General features: G+C 70.2%; 13 protein-coding genes and 2 pseudogenes. 13 read left to right on the top strand and 2 right to left on the bottom strand.

What is annotated here, in order from left to right:
* Positions 1-28: 28 nt before the first annotated feature.
* The 11 genes from Aco03nite_RS21345 to hpf all read left to right on the top strand — a co-directional run bounded on the left by Aco03nite_RS21345 (position 29) and on the right by hpf (position 11,548).
* Complete coding sequence (locus Aco03nite_RS21345; protein ID WP_203797189.1) at positions 29-217, top strand: Trm112 family protein; 189 nt, start codon at positions 29-31, stop codon at positions 215-217.
* A complete protein-coding gene (locus Aco03nite_RS21340; protein WP_203797187.1) occupies positions 217-1,443 on the top strand; it encodes an SIS domain-containing protein in 1,227 nt (408 codons plus the stop codon). Before Aco03nite_RS21345 ends, Aco03nite_RS21340 begins: the two co-directional genes overlap by 1 nt.
* Positions 1,440-2,417, top strand: a complete 978-nt coding sequence (locus tag Aco03nite_RS21335) for a cation diffusion facilitator family transporter (protein WP_203797185.1) — start codon at positions 1,440-1,442, stop codon at positions 2,415-2,417. The genes Aco03nite_RS21340 and Aco03nite_RS21335 overlap by 4 nt, the downstream gene beginning before the upstream one ends.
* Before the next feature lie 21 nt (positions 2,418-2,438).
* Positions 2,439-3,614, top strand: coding sequence for a mannose-6-phosphate isomerase, class I (gene manA / locus Aco03nite_RS21330; RefSeq protein WP_373872623.1), 1,176 nt, complete (start codon positions 2,439-2,441; stop codon positions 3,612-3,614).
* Between the two features lie 914 nt (positions 3,615-4,528).
* Positions 4,529-5,377 carry a helix-turn-helix domain-containing protein gene (locus Aco03nite_RS21325; RefSeq protein WP_203797183.1) on the top strand — a complete coding sequence of 283 codons (849 nt, stop codon included), beginning with the start codon at positions 4,529-4,531 and terminating at the stop codon, positions 5,375-5,377.
* Positions 5,378-5,430: 53 nt separating this feature from the next.
* Positions 5,431-5,634 (top strand): DUF397 domain-containing protein, encoded by a 204-nt coding sequence (locus Aco03nite_RS21320; protein WP_203797181.1) that lies wholly within the window; start codon positions 5,431-5,433, stop codon positions 5,632-5,634.
* A gap of 133 nt (positions 5,635-5,767) precedes the next feature.
* The gene (mtrA, locus tag Aco03nite_RS21315) at positions 5,768-6,457 is read left to right on the top strand and encodes an MtrAB system response regulator MtrA (RefSeq protein WP_203797179.1); all 690 of its coding nucleotides are present in this window, start codon (positions 5,768-5,770) and stop codon (positions 6,455-6,457) included.
* A gap of 54 nt (positions 6,458-6,511) precedes the next feature.
* Positions 6,512-8,137, top strand: a complete 1,626-nt coding sequence (gene mtrB / locus Aco03nite_RS21310) for an MtrAB system histidine kinase MtrB (protein ID WP_203797177.1) — start codon at positions 6,512-6,514, stop codon at positions 8,135-8,137.
* Between the two features lie 2 nt (positions 8,138-8,139).
* On the top strand, positions 8,140-9,939 hold the full coding sequence (locus Aco03nite_RS21305) for an LpqB family beta-propeller domain-containing protein (RefSeq protein WP_203797175.1): 1,800 nt from the start codon (positions 8,140-8,142) through the stop codon (positions 9,937-9,939).
* A 2-nt stretch (positions 9,940-9,941) separates the two neighbouring features.
* Positions 9,942-10,652, top strand: a complete 711-nt coding sequence (locus Aco03nite_RS21300; RefSeq protein ID WP_203797173.1) for a ComF family protein — start codon at positions 9,942-9,944, stop codon at positions 10,650-10,652.
* 278 nt (positions 10,653-10,930) lie between these two features.
* Positions 10,931-11,548 carry a ribosome hibernation-promoting factor, HPF/YfiA family gene (hpf, locus tag Aco03nite_RS21295; RefSeq protein ID WP_203797170.1) on the top strand — a complete coding sequence of 206 codons (618 nt, stop codon included), beginning with the start codon at positions 10,931-10,933 and terminating at the stop codon, positions 11,546-11,548.
* A gap of 8 nt (positions 11,549-11,556) precedes the next feature.
* On the opposite strand, the gene Aco03nite_RS21290 is transcribed toward hpf, so the two are convergent.
* Positions 11,557-12,507, bottom strand: a complete 951-nt coding sequence (locus Aco03nite_RS21290; RefSeq protein ID WP_239145323.1) for a GNAT family N-acetyltransferase — start codon at positions 12,505-12,507, stop codon at positions 11,557-11,559.
* A 186-nt stretch (positions 12,508-12,693) separates the two neighbouring features.
* Between Aco03nite_RS21290 and secA the strand changes: the two are divergent.
* Both secA and Aco03nite_RS55045 read left to right on the top strand, forming a co-directional pair.
* Positions 12,694-15,214, top strand: a pseudogene (gene secA / locus Aco03nite_RS21285) (preprotein translocase subunit SecA); the annotation flags it as partial.
* A gap of 335 nt (positions 15,215-15,549) precedes the next feature.
* Positions 15,550-15,639: pseudogene (locus tag Aco03nite_RS55045) on the top strand (SEC-C metal-binding domain-containing protein); the annotation flags it as partial.
* A gap of 499 nt (positions 15,640-16,138) precedes the next feature.
* Here Aco03nite_RS55045 and Aco03nite_RS21280 read toward each other — a convergent pair.
* A complete protein-coding gene (locus Aco03nite_RS21280) occupies positions 16,139-16,654 on the bottom strand; it encodes an Rv3235 family protein (RefSeq protein ID WP_239145322.1) in 516 nt (171 codons plus the stop codon).
* Positions 16,655-16,810: the final 156 nt, after the last annotated feature.

Raw genomic sequence — 16,810 nt, 5'->3', positions numbered from 1 at the left:
TTGGTACGCGGCGATTAGGAGTACGTCGGTGGCGCTCGATCAGCAGTTGCTGGAGATTCTGGCCTGCCCGGACACGCATCACGCGCCCCTCGATTACGACGCGGGCGCGTCGACGCTGACGTGCACGGAGTGCGGGCGGATCTTCGAGGTCCGCGACGACATCCCGATCCTGCTCCTCGACGAGGCCAGGACGCCCGCCGAGGAAGGGGAGAAGTGATGGTCGACCCACTGACCGGGTCCTCCGGGGTCAACGGGCACCGCATCGCCGACGAGTCGCTGCTCAACGACGAGAAGTCGATGCTCGGCAACGACCCGGGCGGCATGCTGCGGGCCACCGCCTCGGCCGGCGCCCAGGTCCGCGAGTCGGCGGCGCTGGCCGCCGAGGTGGACCTGAGCATGCTCGCCGACGAGGGCCGGCCGCGTGCCGTCGTGGTCGCCGGCATCGGCACCGCGGGCCTGACCGGCAGCATCCTGTCCACGGTCGCCGGCCCGCGCTGCCCGGTGCCGATCATCGGGCACCGCAGCGCCGGTGTCCCCGGCTGGGTCGGCGCCGCCGACGTGGTGATCGCGGTCTCCGCGTCCGGCCGCAGCCCGGAGGCCCTGGCGGCCGCCGAGGCCGCGCACCGCCGGGGCGCCCGCCTGGTCGCCATCGGCAACCCCGGCTCCGAGCTGGAGGCGCTGGCCGAGCGGGCCCGCGCGCCGTTCATCGGGGTGCCGCGCCGGGCCCCGGCCCGGGCCACCCTGTGGGGCCTGACCATTCCGGTGCTGCTCGCCGGCCGCGCGCTGGGCCTGGCGAAACTGGCCGAGGCGGACATCGCGGAGACCGCGACCCGGCTGGACGCCGACGCCGAGCGCTGCCGTCCGGGCGCCGACTCGTTCGTGAACCCGGCGAAGGCGCTGGCCCTCGGGCTGGCCGGCTCGGTGCCGATCGTCTGGGGTTCGTCGCCGCTGGCCACCGTCGCGGCCCGCCGGTTCGGCGACACGCTGGCCGCCAACGCCCGCTACCCGGTGATGGCCGGCGCGCTCGGCGAGGCCGGCCGTGGGCGGGTGGGCCTGCTGGACGGCGTCTTCGGCGGCCTGGCCGAGACGTCCCGGGACATCTTCGCCGACCCCGACGATGACGACGAGCAGGCCACCACCCGGCTGCGGCTGGTGGTCTTCCGGGACGGCGGGCTGAACCCGGAGGACGACGCCGACGAGCCGGTGGCCGTCGAGGAGCGCCGGGCCGACGCCATCCAGACCCTCGCCGACCGGCGCGGGGTGCGCTGCGACGTGCTGACCGCCGAGGGCGGCTCGACACTGGAGCGGCTGGCCTCGCTGGTGGCGGTGCCCGACTACGCGTCGCTCTACCTGGCCCTGGCACACGGGCTGGATCCGATGGCGGTGCCCGCGATCAGTGAGATGAAGGAGCTCTCGAACCTCCTGCCGGACGGCCTCCAGTGAGCGCGGAGGGAGGCACCAAGGCGATCGTGGCGGCGCTGTCGGCCAACCTCGGCATCGCGGTCACCAAGTTGGGCGCCTTCCTCCTCACCGGCTCCTCGTCGATGCTGGCGGAGTCGATCCACTCGGTCGCCGACTCGGGGAACCAGCTGCTGCTGCTGATCGGCGGCCGACGGGCCCGGCGGGCCGCCACCCCGGAACACCCCTTCGGGTACGGCCGGGAGCGGTACGTCTACGCGTTCATCGTGTCGATCGTGCTCTTCACCGTCGGTGGCCTGTTCGCGCTCTACGAGGGCTACCACAAGTTCCACGAGTCGCTGGAGGACGAGAACGGCGGCGCCATCACGGCGTGGCACTGGGTGCCGGTGGCGGTGCTGGTCATCGCGATCTGCCTGGAGTCGTACTCGTTCTACACGGCCATCACCGAGTCCAACCACACCCGTGGTGACACCTCCTGGGTGGACTTCGTGCGCCGGGCCAAGGCGCCCGAGCTGCCGGTGGTGCTGCTGGAGGACTTCGGCGCCCTGATCGGCCTGGTGCTCGCGCTGTTCGGCGTCGGCATGACGCTCGCCACCGGCGACGGCCGGTGGGACGCGGTCGGCACCGGCGCGATCGGCGTCCTGCTGGTCGGGATCGCGATCACGCTGGCGATCGAGACGAAGAGCCTGCTGCTCGGTGAGGCCGCCAATCCGGAGGCGATCCGCAAGATCGAGCGGGCGGTGCTCGCCGGCGACGGCATCGAGCGGATCATCCACATGAAGACCATGCACCTCGGCCCGGAGGAGCTGCTGGTGGCCGTGAAGATCGCGGTGCCACGCTCGGAGACGGCCGAGGAGGTCGCCCGGCACATCGACCAGACCGAGGCGCGGATCCGCGAGGCGGTGCCGATCGCGCGGGTGATCTACATCGAGCCGGACATCTACCGAGCTGGATCCGACACCGGGGCGGCATCGGCGGCGGAGACCACGCGCGCCTGATGTCCTGCTAATTTGCCGAATATGACCGTGTTTCCGCTGACCGGAGTGATCCGGCCGTACGCCTGGGGTTCCCGGACCGCGATCGCCGAGCTGCAGGGCCGCCCCGCCCCGTCCGAGGGGCCGGAGGCCGAGCTGTGGCTCGGCGCGCACCCCGGCGACCCGTCCACCGTGCCCGGTCCGGAGGGGCCGGTCGCGCTGACGACACTGATCGCCGAGGACCCGGACGGGCAACTGGGCGCGGCGACGGCGAAGACCTTCGGGCCGCGCCTGCCGTTCCTGATGAAGGTCCTGGCCGCCGGTGCCCCGCTGTCCCTGCAGGCCCACCCGGACGCCGAGTACGCCCGGGAGGCGTTCGCCCGGCAGGAGGCCGATCCGGCCGCCCCGAAGAACTACACGGACGCCCACCACAAGCCGGAGATGCTGGTGGCGCTCACCCCGTTCGAGGCGCTCTGCGGGTTCCGTGACCCGGCCCTGGCCGCCACCGTGATCGCCGGCTTCGGGCTGCCCCGGCTGGACCCGGTGGTGGACGTGCTCCGGGCCGGTGACATCGGCGCGGCGGTGCGGCTGCTGCTCACCTGGCCGGCCGAGGACCGTGCCGCGCTGATCGACGAGGTGGTGACCGCGGCCCTGCCCGGCGACGAGTCCCACCAGCTCGCGGTCCGGCTGGCCGGCCACTACCCGGGCGACCCGGGGGTGCTGGTGGCGCTGCTGCTCAACCTGGTGCGGCTGGAGCCGGGGCAGGCGATCTGGATGCCCGCCGGGAACCTGCACGCCTACCTGGACGGTCTCGGCGTCGAGCTGATGGCGGCGAGCGACAACGTGCTCCGCGGCGGCCTCACCCCGAAACGGGTGGACGTCGACGAGCTGCTCCGGGTGCTGCGGTTCGAGGTGCTGGACCAGCCGCTGCTGCCGGCGGAGCAGGTCGCGCCCGGGGTGGACACCTGGCACGTGCCGGTGCCGGACTTCGTGATGTACCGGATCGAGCTGGACGGCACCCGCCCGCCGGTCGAGGTGCCGGCCGACGGCCCGCGGATCGTGCTGTGCGCGGAGGGGACGGTCTTCGCCGGCCAGAGTGACGACGGCACGCCGATCGAGCTGGGGCCGGGGACGGCCGCCTACGTGCCGGCCGGCGCCGGGGCGATCAAGGTGGCGGGCACCGGCCGGGTCTTCGTGGCCTCGGTCCCGTCCGACCGGTAGGACCTGGGTAACAACCCGTCCGGCCGGTAGGACCCGGGTAACAACGGGGACGGACCGGGTCGCCTGGACCGGTGGCCGTGGCATTGGGGGTGGGGGCCGGCCACCGGCCCAGGCGACGTACGGTCACCGGGCCGGGCTCCCGGTGACCGGATCCGTTCCGCGCCGTTTTCGGAAAGCGGGCACGACGATTCCGCCGAGGGCGATGGGCGCCCTCGATGAAATGGTCTCGGTACGGATCCAAGTCGATGTCTCGACATTCGGTGCGGGACTCTATTCGGCGCCGGGATCCCGCTGCAACCCCGGATGGCCCTTAGGTGTCAACATGAGATGACATTCCGATTTCGTACGCCGTTGAGCTGCTGTTTCGTCGAACATGTGTACAGTCCACTGTGGAGTGGTGCGGATGTCGGTGGCCATTTCCCGAATCCGCGGAAACCGGTACCCAGGTCACGGGTGGTCCGAACCCGTCTGCGCGCGATCGACGCCCGAGTCCGAATCCGGTGGGGGGATCCTGTCCGTCAGGTGATGGTTGAGGGCCGGTTCCGGTTGGTGGGGTTGTGTGGCACCCGGAGGCAACCTGTGGATCGAGTCCGAAATTTCGGGAAATTGCTTGACACGGTGGTTGCGGAGTGTGAATCTAAGAGCACGCAGCGTCATTGGTGATCGGGGGGTCCCACGGACGCGCGCGGTACCAAACCGGGGGGATGAACGGGGCGGCGGACTCAGGTCTGTCGCCCCGTTCGCTATCCCGGGATCGCTCGGCTCCGGGCGTCCCGCAAGCGTTCGTTCTTGGTTCGGGTCCTTGCCCGCGGGGGTGGATGTCCGGCGACACGGGGTGACCCGTTCGGGGTGGATGTCCGACGACACCTGTGCAACTTGCAATGAGGGGCCGATGCGTCGATATGGTGGGCGTCGTGGTGAGGCCGACGTCTACTGCGCGCCAGGAGCTCGGGGGCGAACTGCGCCGGCTCCGTGGTGAGCGCCGCGCGGTCGACGTCGCGACGGCGCTGGGCTGGTCGGAGTCGAAACTCAGCCGGATCGAGACGGCGCACACCGGGATCAGCGAGGCCGACCTGGACCGGCTGCTCACCCTCTACGGCGTGCCGATCGAGCAGCGCGCCCGGTTCCGGGGCCTGGCCCGGCGCGGGCGGGCCCGGGTCTGGTGGGCGTCCTACCGCTCGTCCGTGCCGGATCCCTACGACGAGTACCTGACCCTGGAGGCGGAAGCGGTCCGGATCTCCGAATGGGAGACCCAGATCGTCCCCGGTCTGCTGCAGACCGACGAGTACGCCCGCGCGGTCATCGAGACCGGCGCCGACATCGACGACACCGCGGTCATCCAGCGCCGGCTGGCCCTGCGGATGGAGCGCCAGAAGACGCCGCCCGGGGTTCCGGCGCGCAACCTGCGGATCGTCATCGACGAAGGGGTGCTGCTGCGCCAGATCGGCGGCCCCGACGTCCAGCGCCGCCAACTGGGCCGGCTGATCGAAGCGAGCAGCCGGCCGGGAGTGGAGCTGACGGTCCTGCCGTTCGAGGCGGGGGCGCACGCCGGGCTGAGCGAATCGTTCATGGTGCTGGAGTTCGCGACCGGCAGCCGTAATCCGGTGGTGCACATCGAGGGGCTGACCGGGGGTCTCTTCAGGGTGAAGCCCGAGGAGATAGAGGTGTATCAGGACGCTTTCGATGACCTGCAGGAACGCTCTTTGTCGGTGGAAGACAGCCGAACGGCCATCGCTGAGTCGAGGGATCGTCTCGCTCGTTGATCTCCGGCGCATGGGTTCAATGGAGGTGCATTCCACATGAAGGAGCACACATCATGCAGGACACCACGCTGACCTGGCGTAAGAGCAGTCGCAGCGGCGCCGCCGGGCACTGTGTCGAGATCGCCGAGGCTCCGGCATCGGTGCTGGTCCGGGACTCGAAGGACGCCACCGGACCGGTGCTCACCTTCGGCAGCACCGGCTGGGCCGGCTTCATCGCCGGCATCCGCTCGGGGGAGTTCGACCGGCCCGGCATGTGATCCCCGGCTAGACGTGGTGGGCGGCCCCCGGGAGCGGGGCCGCCCGCTTTTCCGGTCACTCGGGGTACTCTGCCGGACAAGATCGACCCCCAGGTAACCCGAGATCGGGGATGACAGTGCAATATTGGACCGCATGAGAGCCCGGGTACTGGTCGTCGACGACGATCCCGCTTTGGCCGAGATGCTCGGCATCGTTCTGCGCAGTGAGGGTTTCCTGCCTTCGTTCGTGGCGGACGGTGAGCGCGCCCTGTCCGCCTTCCGGGAGAGCCGGCCGGACATCGTCCTGCTCGACCTGATGCTTCCGGGCATGAGCGGCATCGACGTGGCGCGGGCGATCCGCGCCGAGTCGGGCATCCCGATAGTGATGCTGACCGCCAAGAGCGACACCGTCGACGTGGTGCTGGGCCTGGAGTCCGGCGCCGACGACTACGTGGTCAAGCCGTTCAAGCCGAAGGAACTGGTGGCCCGGATGCGGGCCCGTCTGCGCCGTGGCGAGGACGCCGCGCCGGAGATGCTGACCATCGGCCCGCCCGGCAACCAGATCACCATCGACGTGCCGGCGCACACCGTCTCCCGCGACGGTGAGGAGGTCAAGCTCACCCCGCTGGAGTTCGACCTGCTGGTGGCGCTGGCCCGCAAGCCGCGTCAGGTGTTCACCCGCGAGGTGCTGCTCGAACAGGTCTGGGGTTACCGGCACGCCGCCGACACCCGGCTGGTCAACGTGCACGTCCAGCGGCTGCGCGCCAAGATCGAGCCGGACCCCGAGAGGCCGGAGATCATCCTTACCGTCCGCGGTGTCGGCTACAAGGCGGGCACCGGCTGATCGACGCGGGGGGTTAATCTTGCCGCTGAGATGCGTGCTCCCTCCTGGCTCCCCATGCCCGTGCGCCGTGCCCTCCGACCGGTGCGGCGCTACTGGCGTGTCCTGGCCCGGCACCTGACGCGGTACTCCGCTCCGGCCCGCCGGGCCTGGCGCCGATCCCTCCAGCTCCGGGTCGTCACCCTCACCCTGCTCGCGTCCAGCCTGCTGGTCGGCACGTTCGGCGGTTTCATCGCCGACCGCAGCGCGGAGATCCTGCTGAAACGGGCCGAGGACAACGCCCGGGTCGCCATGGCAAACAAGGTGGATTACGCGCTCAAGCAGCTCACCCTCTACCCGCAGGCCCGTGACCCGGAGCTGCCGGGAGCGCTGAACGACCTGGTCAACGACCTGTTCGACGGCGACGACGCGGCCCGTGGCACCTCGATCATCTCGATCCGGGCGGAAAGCCACCCCGATCTGCAGGCCGTCGCGGTGCCCAAGGTCGACACCGGCGACCTGATCACGCCGGAGATGATCCGCGCGGTCTCCGGCGACGGGGGCGGCGTCAACCGGCAGATCCGCACCGCCGAGATCAACAACCGGACCACCAAATATCTGGTGTACGGGTCACCGGTGCCGACCCGGTTCGGTCACGTCGAGCTGTACTACATGGTCCCGCTGACCAGTGAGGACCAGGACGCCAACCTGATCCGGACCACCGTGCTGGCCACCGGCCTGGCCCTGGTGATCCTGCTCGGCGTGGTGGCCGGCCTGGTCACCCGGCTGGTGGTGACCCCGGTCCGGGTGGCCGCGCGGACCGCCCAGCGCCTCTCGGCCGGCCTGCTCGACCAGCGGATGAAGGTGGACGGCGAGGACGACCTGGCCCTGCTGGCCGCCGCGTTCAACCAGATGGCCGCCAACCTGCAGCGCCAGATCGTCCGGCTGGAGGAGATGTCCCGCCTGCAGCGCCGGTTCACCTCCGACGTGTCGCACGAGCTGCGGACACCGTTGACGACCGTACGGATGGCCGCTGATCTGATCTTCTCCGAGCGGGAGGACTTCGATCCGGCGGTGGCCCGCAGCGCCGAGCTGCTCCAGGCCGAACTGGACCGGTTCGAGGAGCTGCTCACCGACCTGCTGGAGATCAGCCGTTTCGACGCCGGGTTCGCCGCCCTGGACGCCGAGCACACCGACCTGGTCCCGATAGCGGAACGGGTCGCCGAGCGGCTCACCGGCCTGGCCGAGCGGGTCGGCGTCGAGCTGCAACTGAACCTGCCGGACACCCCGGTGATCGCCGAGGTCGACCCGCGGCGGGTCGAGCGGGTGCTGCGCAACCTGGTCGGCAACGCGGTCGAGCACGGCGAGGCGAAACCGGTCCAGATCACCATGTCGACCGACGGCGCGGCGGTGGCGATCACCGTCCGCGACCACGGCATCGGGCTGAAACCGGGCGAGGAGCGACTCGTCTTCAACCGGTTCTGGCGGGCCGACCCGTCCCGGGCCCGGCAGACCGGCGGCACCGGCCTCGGCCTCTCGATCAGCGTCGAGGACGCCCGCCTGCACGGCGGCTGGCTGGAGGCCTGGGGCGCACCCGGCGAGGGCGCCCAGTTCCGGCTCACGCTGCCGGTCCGGGCCGGTGACCGGCTGGTCGCCGCACCGCTGCCGCTGATTCCCCGGGACCGCACCGCGGAGGTGAGCTGACGATGAGACGTGCCCTGGCCGGAGCGACCGTGGCCGCGATGCTGCTGGGTGGCTGCGGCATCCCGGACGAGTCCCGGGTGACCGAGGTCGGCGCCGGCCCCACCACCGGCACCTCCACCGGCGACGGTGGCTCCCGCACCCCGATCACCCGCGGCGCCACCAGCGACCGGCAGCTGTTCGTCACCAACTACCTGCAGGCCGCGGCCGGCGACTACGACGGCGCGCTGGAGCGGGTGAAACAGTTCATGTCCGCGGCCGCGCGCGCCGACTTCAAACCCCCGGCCACGCCCCGCGTCATCCGGCTGACCGACCGTCCACTGGTCAACGGGGACCAGGTGACCGTCTACTACGAGCTGATCGGCACCCTCGGGAAGAACGGCCGGCTGGAGCCGACCACCGAGTCGACCCAGGGCCAGTACGAGATGACCCTCAGCGAGGTTACCGGCGACGGCCTCTACGTCATGAGCGCCCCGCCGTTCCTGCTGCTCAGCGACACCGCTCTGGAGGACTTCTACCGGGAGCGGACCATCTACTTCTGGAACACCGAGCACACCGCGCTGGTGCCGGACGTGCGCTACCTGCTCGGTGACGTGCCCGACGAGCAGGAACCGACGATCCTGGTCAACTGGCTGATCGAGGGGCCGTCCCCGTGGCTGCAGGACGCCGTCGAGCCCCTGCCGGACGGGACGAAGCTCCAGGGCAACGTGCCGGCGATCCGTAACGAGCAGCTGGAGATCGCGCTCAGCGCGCAGGCGGTGCCCACCCAGGACGCGGAGGAGGCCCTGGACCGGTTGCGCCGCCAGTTGCAGTGGACGCTGCGCGGCATGCTCCCGCAGTTCCTGGACCTGAAGATCGGTCACCAGGAGCCCCGGCGCTACTCCGGCGTCGACTACCTCTCCAGCAACCCGGCCAGCAAGCTGGTGAGCACCCCCGAGCGCTACGTCGTCTACGACCGGACCATCCGCCGGCTCGGTGACCCGGACCGGGGCAGCCTCGACGGGGTTCCCGGGCTCGCCGTCGAGGACAACAAGGACGTCTCCCGGGCCGCTCTCAGCGCCTCCGGCCCGCTGATGTACGCCGCCCTGGTCACCGGCTCCGGCAAGAACGAGCGGCTGCGGGTCGGCGGCTCCTCGGCCAACGAGGTGATCACGCTGCGGGAGGTCACCGGGCTGCCCACCGGGATCGGGTACCCGGTCTGGGCGATCACCCCGGAGGACCGGGTGGACGGCGGGATCGGGCTGGTCATCGCGGGCGGCAAGCTCTGGCGGTTCCGTGGGCAGGGCGGTCCGGCGCAGCAGGTGTCCTGGCCCGGTGACTCCGGGACGATCAGCGCGATCTCGGTCGCCCCGGACGGGCACCGAGTGGCGCTGGTGGTCGGTGGCCGCCTCTACCGCGCGGTGCTCACCATCAGCGGCGACGGGCTGGCCCTCACCGGCACGCAGCAGCTCGACCCGCCGCTCAAGACGGTGACCGCTGTCGACTTCAGCGGCGAGGGCTGGCTCACCGTCAGCGGCGAGCGCAACGACAACGGCCGGGTCGCGATCATGGACGTGTCGATCGACGGCGCCCTGCACCTGCAGGTGCTCGGCGACATCGGGCGGGACTCGGTCACCTACGTGACCTCCTACCCGGCGAACCCCTCGGCGGTCCGGCCGAACGGCGCGTCGGTGCTCTACTCGACCGGGAACGACGCCTGGGAGGCGCTCTCCACGCAGGTCCAGATCACCGAGGCCGACCTGGCCGGGCCGGCCTCGCCGCCGCGTGAGGGCATCATGCCGTCGGCGCCGCTGTTCCTCAACTGAGCATGGTCCTCGCCGAACTCGCCGACCTGGTGCTGCCCGGCGCGTGCGCGGGGTGCGGGGCCGAGCGGGTCCGGCTCACCGGTGGGGCGTGTGCGGCCTGTGTGGCGGAGCTGGAGTCGCTGCGGCCGCGTGGCGCGTCGCCGACCCCGCTGCCGGCCGGTTTCCCCGCCTGCGTGGCCGTGGGGACCTATGCCGGGGCGCTGCGCGGGGCTCTGCTGGCGTACAAGGAGAAGGGCCGGCACCGGCTGGCCCGGCCGCTCGGCGTGCTGCTGGCCGGCGCGGTCGCCGAGATCGCGCCGCGGGACCGCCCGGTGCTCCTGGTGCCGGTGCCGTCGACCGCGGCGGCCCGGCGGGAGCGGTACGGCGACCACATGGCCCGTCTGGTGGAGCAGGCGGCCCGCCGGTTACGGGACTCGGGCTGGCGGGTGAACGTCGCGCAGCCCCTGCGGGCCCTGCCGCGTCCTGACTCAACGTCACTCGATACATCCGAACGGGCTACCGTGGCTGTCAATTCGCTGCGAATGACGCCCCGAATCGGCAATCTGCGGCGGGACGGAAGATCGCGAGGCACGCTTGTGGTGGCGGATGACATCGTCACCACCGGGGCCACTCTGGCCGCGGTGGCACGCCGGTTCGAGGAGGCGGACATGCAGGTCACAGGTGCCGCGGTGCTCGCAGCGACAGAACTCCGGAAAACCCGTCCCGGCATTTGACTCCAGCCTTGACCGGGTCCGCCGATAGAGGCGAAGGTAAGCCTTCCGGTATCCCTAACGAGGGGTGACTGACAGGCATAGGCGGGTTAGCGTCTAGGTGACGAGGGTAAGGCTCAAGATCCTACCCACCACCGGGAGCGCGTTCGCCGCACCGGAAAGGAGTCGTCTCACTCTCATGGGCCGCGTCTGTTGAACGATCGCGACGCGGTGTTTTCACCCAGTTGGCGGCTGCGCCGGGCATCGGCGCCCGCAAGCACAAACGTTGGGGGAGGTCACGAGTGGACATTGTCGTCAAGGGCCGCAACGTAGAGGTTCCCGACCACTATCGAGAGCATGTCGCCGAGAAGCTGAGCAAGGTCGAACGTTACGACCAGAAGCTGATCAGGGCCGACGTGGAACTCTTCCACGAACGCAATCCGCGACAGTCCGACACCTGCCAGCGTGTCGAGATCACGGTCATGACCAAGGGGCCGGTCGTCCGCGCCGAGGCCCAGGCACAGGATTTCTACGCAGCTCTGGACTGCGCGATAAACAAACTCGACGCCCGGTTGCGCCGTTCCGCCGACCGGCGCCGTGTGCATCGCGGACGGCACGCGCCGGTGTCGGTGGCCGCCGCGACCGCGAACCTCCCGACCGACCTGACGAACGGGCGGACAGCGACCCTGACCGCGCCCGTCCTCGAGGCCGATCCCAGCGAACACGACGAGGATCAGCCGTGGCGCATCGTCCGGGAGAAGGAGCACTCGGCCGAGCCGATGACCGTCGACGACGCCCTCTTCCAGATGGAGCTCGTCGGCCACGACTTCTACCTGTTCCATGACAAGGAGAGCGGGCGGCCCAGCGTCGTCTACCGGCGCCGTGGTTACGACTACGGCATCCTCAGCCTAGGGATGTAGTTCTTCGGCTACTCGCCTTCGCCGGTGGCCTGCATCAGCAGGTCTCCGGCGAAGAGCACGTAGAACAGGTCGTCGAGCCGGGTGCCGTCCGGGCCGGGCAACCGCAGCCGCTGGTACGCCTCCCGGGTGAAACCGGCCTTCTCCAGCACCCGCTGCGACCCGATGTTCGTCGGCAGCACCCCCGCGGTGAGGCGGACGATGTCGGTCTCGGCGAAGACCCAGAGCGCGAGCAGCTTCGCTGCCCGGGTGGTCAGACCCTTGCCGCGGTACGCCTTCAGGGTGCTGTACCCGATCATCGCCTGGGACAGCTGCGGCTCCTGGTAGTAGAGGCAGATCTCACCGGCCGGCGCGCCGCTCGCGAGGTCGGTGATGACCAGATCGACCCGGTTCCCGGCCAGCCACTGCGCCTCGGCCCGGGCACAACGCCGGTGGATCTCGCCGGCGCTCTTCGGCTCGGGCGGCACACTGGTGGCGATCACGTCCGGGTCGCTGTGCAGCCTGGTGTAGAAATCGACATCCGTCACATTCAGCGGTCGCAGCGCGATCACCCCGTCGGACAGCTCCGGACCGGGCAGATCGGGCAGCAGACGCGGCGTCGGCTTTTCCGGGTCGTCGCTCAGCCGGGAGTAGACCAGCAGCTCAGGGGTGCCGCGGCGGACCGCCTCACGGGTGTAACCGGCGGCCAGGGCGACCCGCTGGGCGATCGTGTTCTCCCAGGGGATCCGCATCTCCAGCCGGTCCCGCCGGGTCAGCGCCGAGCGGCTGAACTCGCGCACCGCGGCGGTCGCCACACCCCGGCCGCGGGCCTCCGGAGCCACCTCGAAGGTCAGGATGCCATGTTCCAGACCGATGCGGCCGACGATGTCACCGGTGCGCTCGTCGACGATCGAGTCGTCCCGGATCCGGATTCCGCTGTCCGTGCCCGCGTCCTCGAGCCGATTTTCGGTGTTCTGATCCACATGGCCCATCCTCTCCGGGACGCGCCCGGCCACCAAACCGGTTTCGAAGAAGTGGAAGGCTGCGCTGTCAGCGAACTTCGTGGCGTCTTTCGCCCTCTTTGCGAGTTTCCCCCGAGGCCAGGGTCACAGGTCCGGGGCGAAGGTGCCTACGATGGTTCGGCAGACTGTCTAGGGGAGCGTTGACCCGTGTCGATATTTGAAAAGATTCTTCGCGCCGGCGAAGGCCGCATGGTGCGACGGCTCAAGGCGATCGCGGACGCGGTCAACTCGATCGAGGACGACTACGTCGACCTCACTGACGACGAGCTGCGTGAATGCACCCAGCAGTTCAAGGAGCGCTACGAGGAGGGCGAGTCGCTGGACGACCTGCTCCCCGAGGCGTTCGCGGTGGCCCGTGAGGGCGCCAAGCGGGTGCTCGGCCAGCGCGCCTACGACGTCCAGTTGATGGGTGGCGCGGCTCTGCACTTCGGCAACATCCCGGAGATGAAGACCGGTGAGGGCAAGACCCTGACCGGTGTGTTCCCGGCCTACCTCAACGCGTTGAGCGGCAAGGGCGTGCACATCATCACGGTCAACGACTACCTGGCCCAGCGCGACGCCGAGTGGGTCGGCCGGGTGCACGGGTTCCTCGGCCTCAGCGTCGGCGTGATCCTGCCGAACCGGCCGGCCGCCGAGCACCGTGCCGCCTACGAGTGCGACATCACGTACGGGACGAACAACGAGTTCGGCTTCGACTACCTGCGCGACAACATGGCGTGGTCGAAGACCGAGCTGGTCCAGCGCGGCCACAACTTCGCGATCGTGGACGAGGTCGACTCGATCCTGATCGACGAGGCCCGCACCCCGCTGATCATCTCCGGCCCGGCCGAGCACTCCGCCCGGTGGTACGGGGAGTTCGCCCAGATCGTCAACCGGTTGCAGCCCGGCAAGGACGGCGACGGCGACTACGAGGTCGACGTGGCCAAGCGCACCGTCGCCATCACCGAGCGCGGCGTCGGCAAGGTCGAGGACCGGATCGGCATCGACAACCTGTACGAGTCGGTGAACACCCCGCTGGTCGGCTACCTGAACAACGCCATCAAGGCCAAGGAGCTGTACAAGCGGGACAAGGACTACATCGTCAGCCCCGAGAACGAGGTGCTGATCGTCGACGAGTTCACCGGGCGCATCCTGCACGGCCGTCGCTACAACGAGGGCATGCACCAGGCCATCGAGGCGAAGGAGGGGGTGGAGGTCAAGCAGGAGAACCAGACCCTGGCGACCGTCACCCTGCAGAACTTCTTCCGGCTGTACGACAAGCTCGGCGGCATGACCGGTACGGCGCAGACCGAGGCCGGCGAGTTCAGCAGCGTCTACAAGGTCGGCGTCGTGTCCATCCCGACGCACCGGCCGATGATCCGCGTCGACCACCCCGACGTCATCTACAAGACCGAGCGGGCCAAGTTCAACGCGGTCATCGAGGACATCGCCGAGCGGCACGCCACCGGCCAGCCGGTGCTCGTCGGCACCGTCTCGGTGGAGAACTCGGAGATCCTCTCCCAGTTGCTGCGCCGCCGGGGCATCCCGCACAGCGTGCTGAACGCGAAGTACCACGCCCAGGAGGCGACGATCATCGCCCAGGCCGGGCGGAAGGGCGCGGTCACCGTCGCCACCAACATGGCCGGCCGTGGTACGGACATCCTGCTCGGTGGCAACGCCGAGTTCACCGCCGCCGCCGAGCTGCACCAGCGGGGTCTCGACCCGGCGGAGAGCCCGGAGGAGTACGCCAAGGCGCTCGAGGAGATCCTCCCGCAGGTCAAGGAGGCCACCTCGGTCGAAGCCGCCGATGTGCAGGCTGCCGGTGGCCTCTACGTGCTCGGCACCGAGCGGCACGACTCCCGGCGCATCGACAACCAGCTCCGCGGCCGGTCCGGCCGGCAGGGTGACCCGGGCGAGTCCCGGTTCTACCTGTCGCTGCAGGACGACCTGATGAAGCGGTTCCGGGCCGGCGCGGTCGAAGCGGTCATGGAGCGCTTCAACATCCCCGAGGACGTTCCCATCGAGTCCAAGATGGTGAGCAAGCAGATCCGCAACGCGCAGACCCAGATCGAGGCGCAGAACGCGGAGATCCGCAAGAACGTCCTCAAGTACGACGAGGTGATGAACAAGCAGCGCACCGTCGTCTACGCCGAGCGCAAGCGGGTGCTCGACGGCGAGGACATGCACGAGCAGGTCACCCACATGATCGACGACGTGATCGCGGAGATCGTGACGGCGGCCACCACCGAGGGCTACGCCGAGGACTGGGACCTGGAGCAGCTCTGGACCAACCTCCGCCGCCTCTACCCGGTCAGTGTCACCATCGAGGACGTCGTCGAGGCGTCCGACGGTGAGAAGGGCACGATCGACGCGGAGTTCCTCAGCAAGCGGCTGGTCGAGGACGCGCAGGCGGCCTACAAGGCCCGCGAGGAGGAGCTCGGCTCGGAGGCGGTCCGCGAGCTGGAGCGCCAGGTGCTGCTCGCGGTCATCGACCGCAAGTGGCGTGAGCACCTCTACGAGATGGACTACCTGCAGGAGGGCATCTCCCTGCGGGCCTACGCGCAGCGCGACCCGGTGGTCGAGTACCAGCGCGAGGGCTTCGACATGTTCAACCAGATGATGGAGGGCATCAAGGAGGAGGCGGTCGGTTTCGTCTTCAACCTCGAGGTCCAGGTCGAGGAGGCGCCCAGCGTCACCGTCGACCCGTCGCAGGCGTTCGCCCTGCCCAAGGTCGACCCGTCCGGCGCTTCCTCCGACACCGGCCCCGACGTGGTGCCGGACGACGACGTGCAGCCGGACCGGGTCGAGGTGCACGCCAAGGGTCTCGGCGGTCCCGGCCGCCCGCAGAACCTGCAGTACACCGCGCCCACCATCGACGGCGAGGCCGGTGCGGGCGCCCCCCAGATCCGCCAGGAGCCCCCGGCCACCCCGCCGGTCCAGATCGGTCCCGGCGGCTCCCCGGTCCCGGCGAGCCCGGCCCACACCACGGCCGGTTCCCGCCCCCGCCACGCCGCAGACCAGTCCGAGTCGAACGGCCCGTCCCGCAACGCCCCGTGCTACTGCGGTTCCGGCCGCAAGTACAAGCGTTGCCACGGAGCCCCCGGCAACGCCTGACAGGGAGTCTCCCGGGCAACGCCTGGCAGGGAGTCTCCCGGGCAACGCCTGACAGGAGTCCCCGCAGCCCGCGCAACACCTCCCGAACGGCCCGCGAGGCCCGGCTCACGCCGGCGCCCGCGGGCCGTCCGCTTCCCCCACACCCCCACCCCACGAGCGCTCGCCCTTCCCGGCCTTCGCCAGGCGGGCATCCGTCGCCAGGCGGGCATCTGCCCACTTTCGGCCTTGTCAGGCGGGCATCCGCCCATTCCCGGCCTTTGCCTGGCGGGCATCCGTCGTCAGGCGGGCATCTGCCCACTTTCGGCCTTGTCAGGCGGGCATCCGCCCATTCCCGGCCTTTGCCTGGCGGGCATCCGTCGTCAGGCGGGCATCTGCCCACTTTCAGCCTTGCCAGGCGGGCATCCGCCCGTTCCTTGCCTTCATCGAGCGGGCATTCGCCCACTAGCCTTTCACGCGACGGTCTTCTTCTTGGCTGTCGCCTGGAGGAGTTGGGTCGCGGTTAGATGATCAGGAGGGTGGTGGCGGTCCAGGTCTCCTGGTGGAGTTCCAGGCGGAAGGCCATCGCCCAGGTTCGGTCGCCGGTGAGCAGGGCCACGGCTGCCTCTATCGCTCCGGGGCGGGGCTCGCACAGCATCACCTTGATCACGGCGACCGGGGCCGGGCGGGTCGGGCGGTGGGTGCCGGGGCGGGTGGCCTTGCGTAACTCCGTCACCCGGCGGGCTCCTGCCAGGCCCTGAGCCACCACCTCGGCGGCCTCGGAAGGCAGCGCCAGGCGGCGCAGGTGGGCGGCGGGGCGGAAACCGTTGAGCACCTCGACACAGAGGCGGATGAAACGGCGGACCGCCAGGCGGCCGTCGCCCGAGACGCCGGCGATGGTGGGGGCCTCGGCCCGGGGCAGCACCGTCGGGGGTGGGCCCGCGGACGGATGCCGGGTCGGCGACCAGTCGAGGACCGCGGACTCCGACCACTCCCGGGTCGTCGACTCGTCGTCGAAGGGAGGTTCATATCGGGGCACCGGGCGCAGACGAATCGCCGGCCGGGGCCCGATGGGTGCAATCTCGGTCGCCGATCGCATCACCACCGCCAATCCTTGTGTTTGCCTCCGTTTGCTTTCGACAGCGTGAAGTCTTGCTCGATCGCGGTCAGTCGGTCAACGACCGCTCACCGATCC

This window comes from Actinoplanes couchii, from assembly GCF_016862075.1.
GTDB lineage: Bacteria > Actinomycetota > Actinomycetes > Mycobacteriales > Micromonosporaceae > Actinoplanes > Actinoplanes couchii.
The sequence above is the reverse complement of the archived record's forward strand: the minus strand, read 5'-3'. Positions and strand labels throughout refer to the sequence as shown.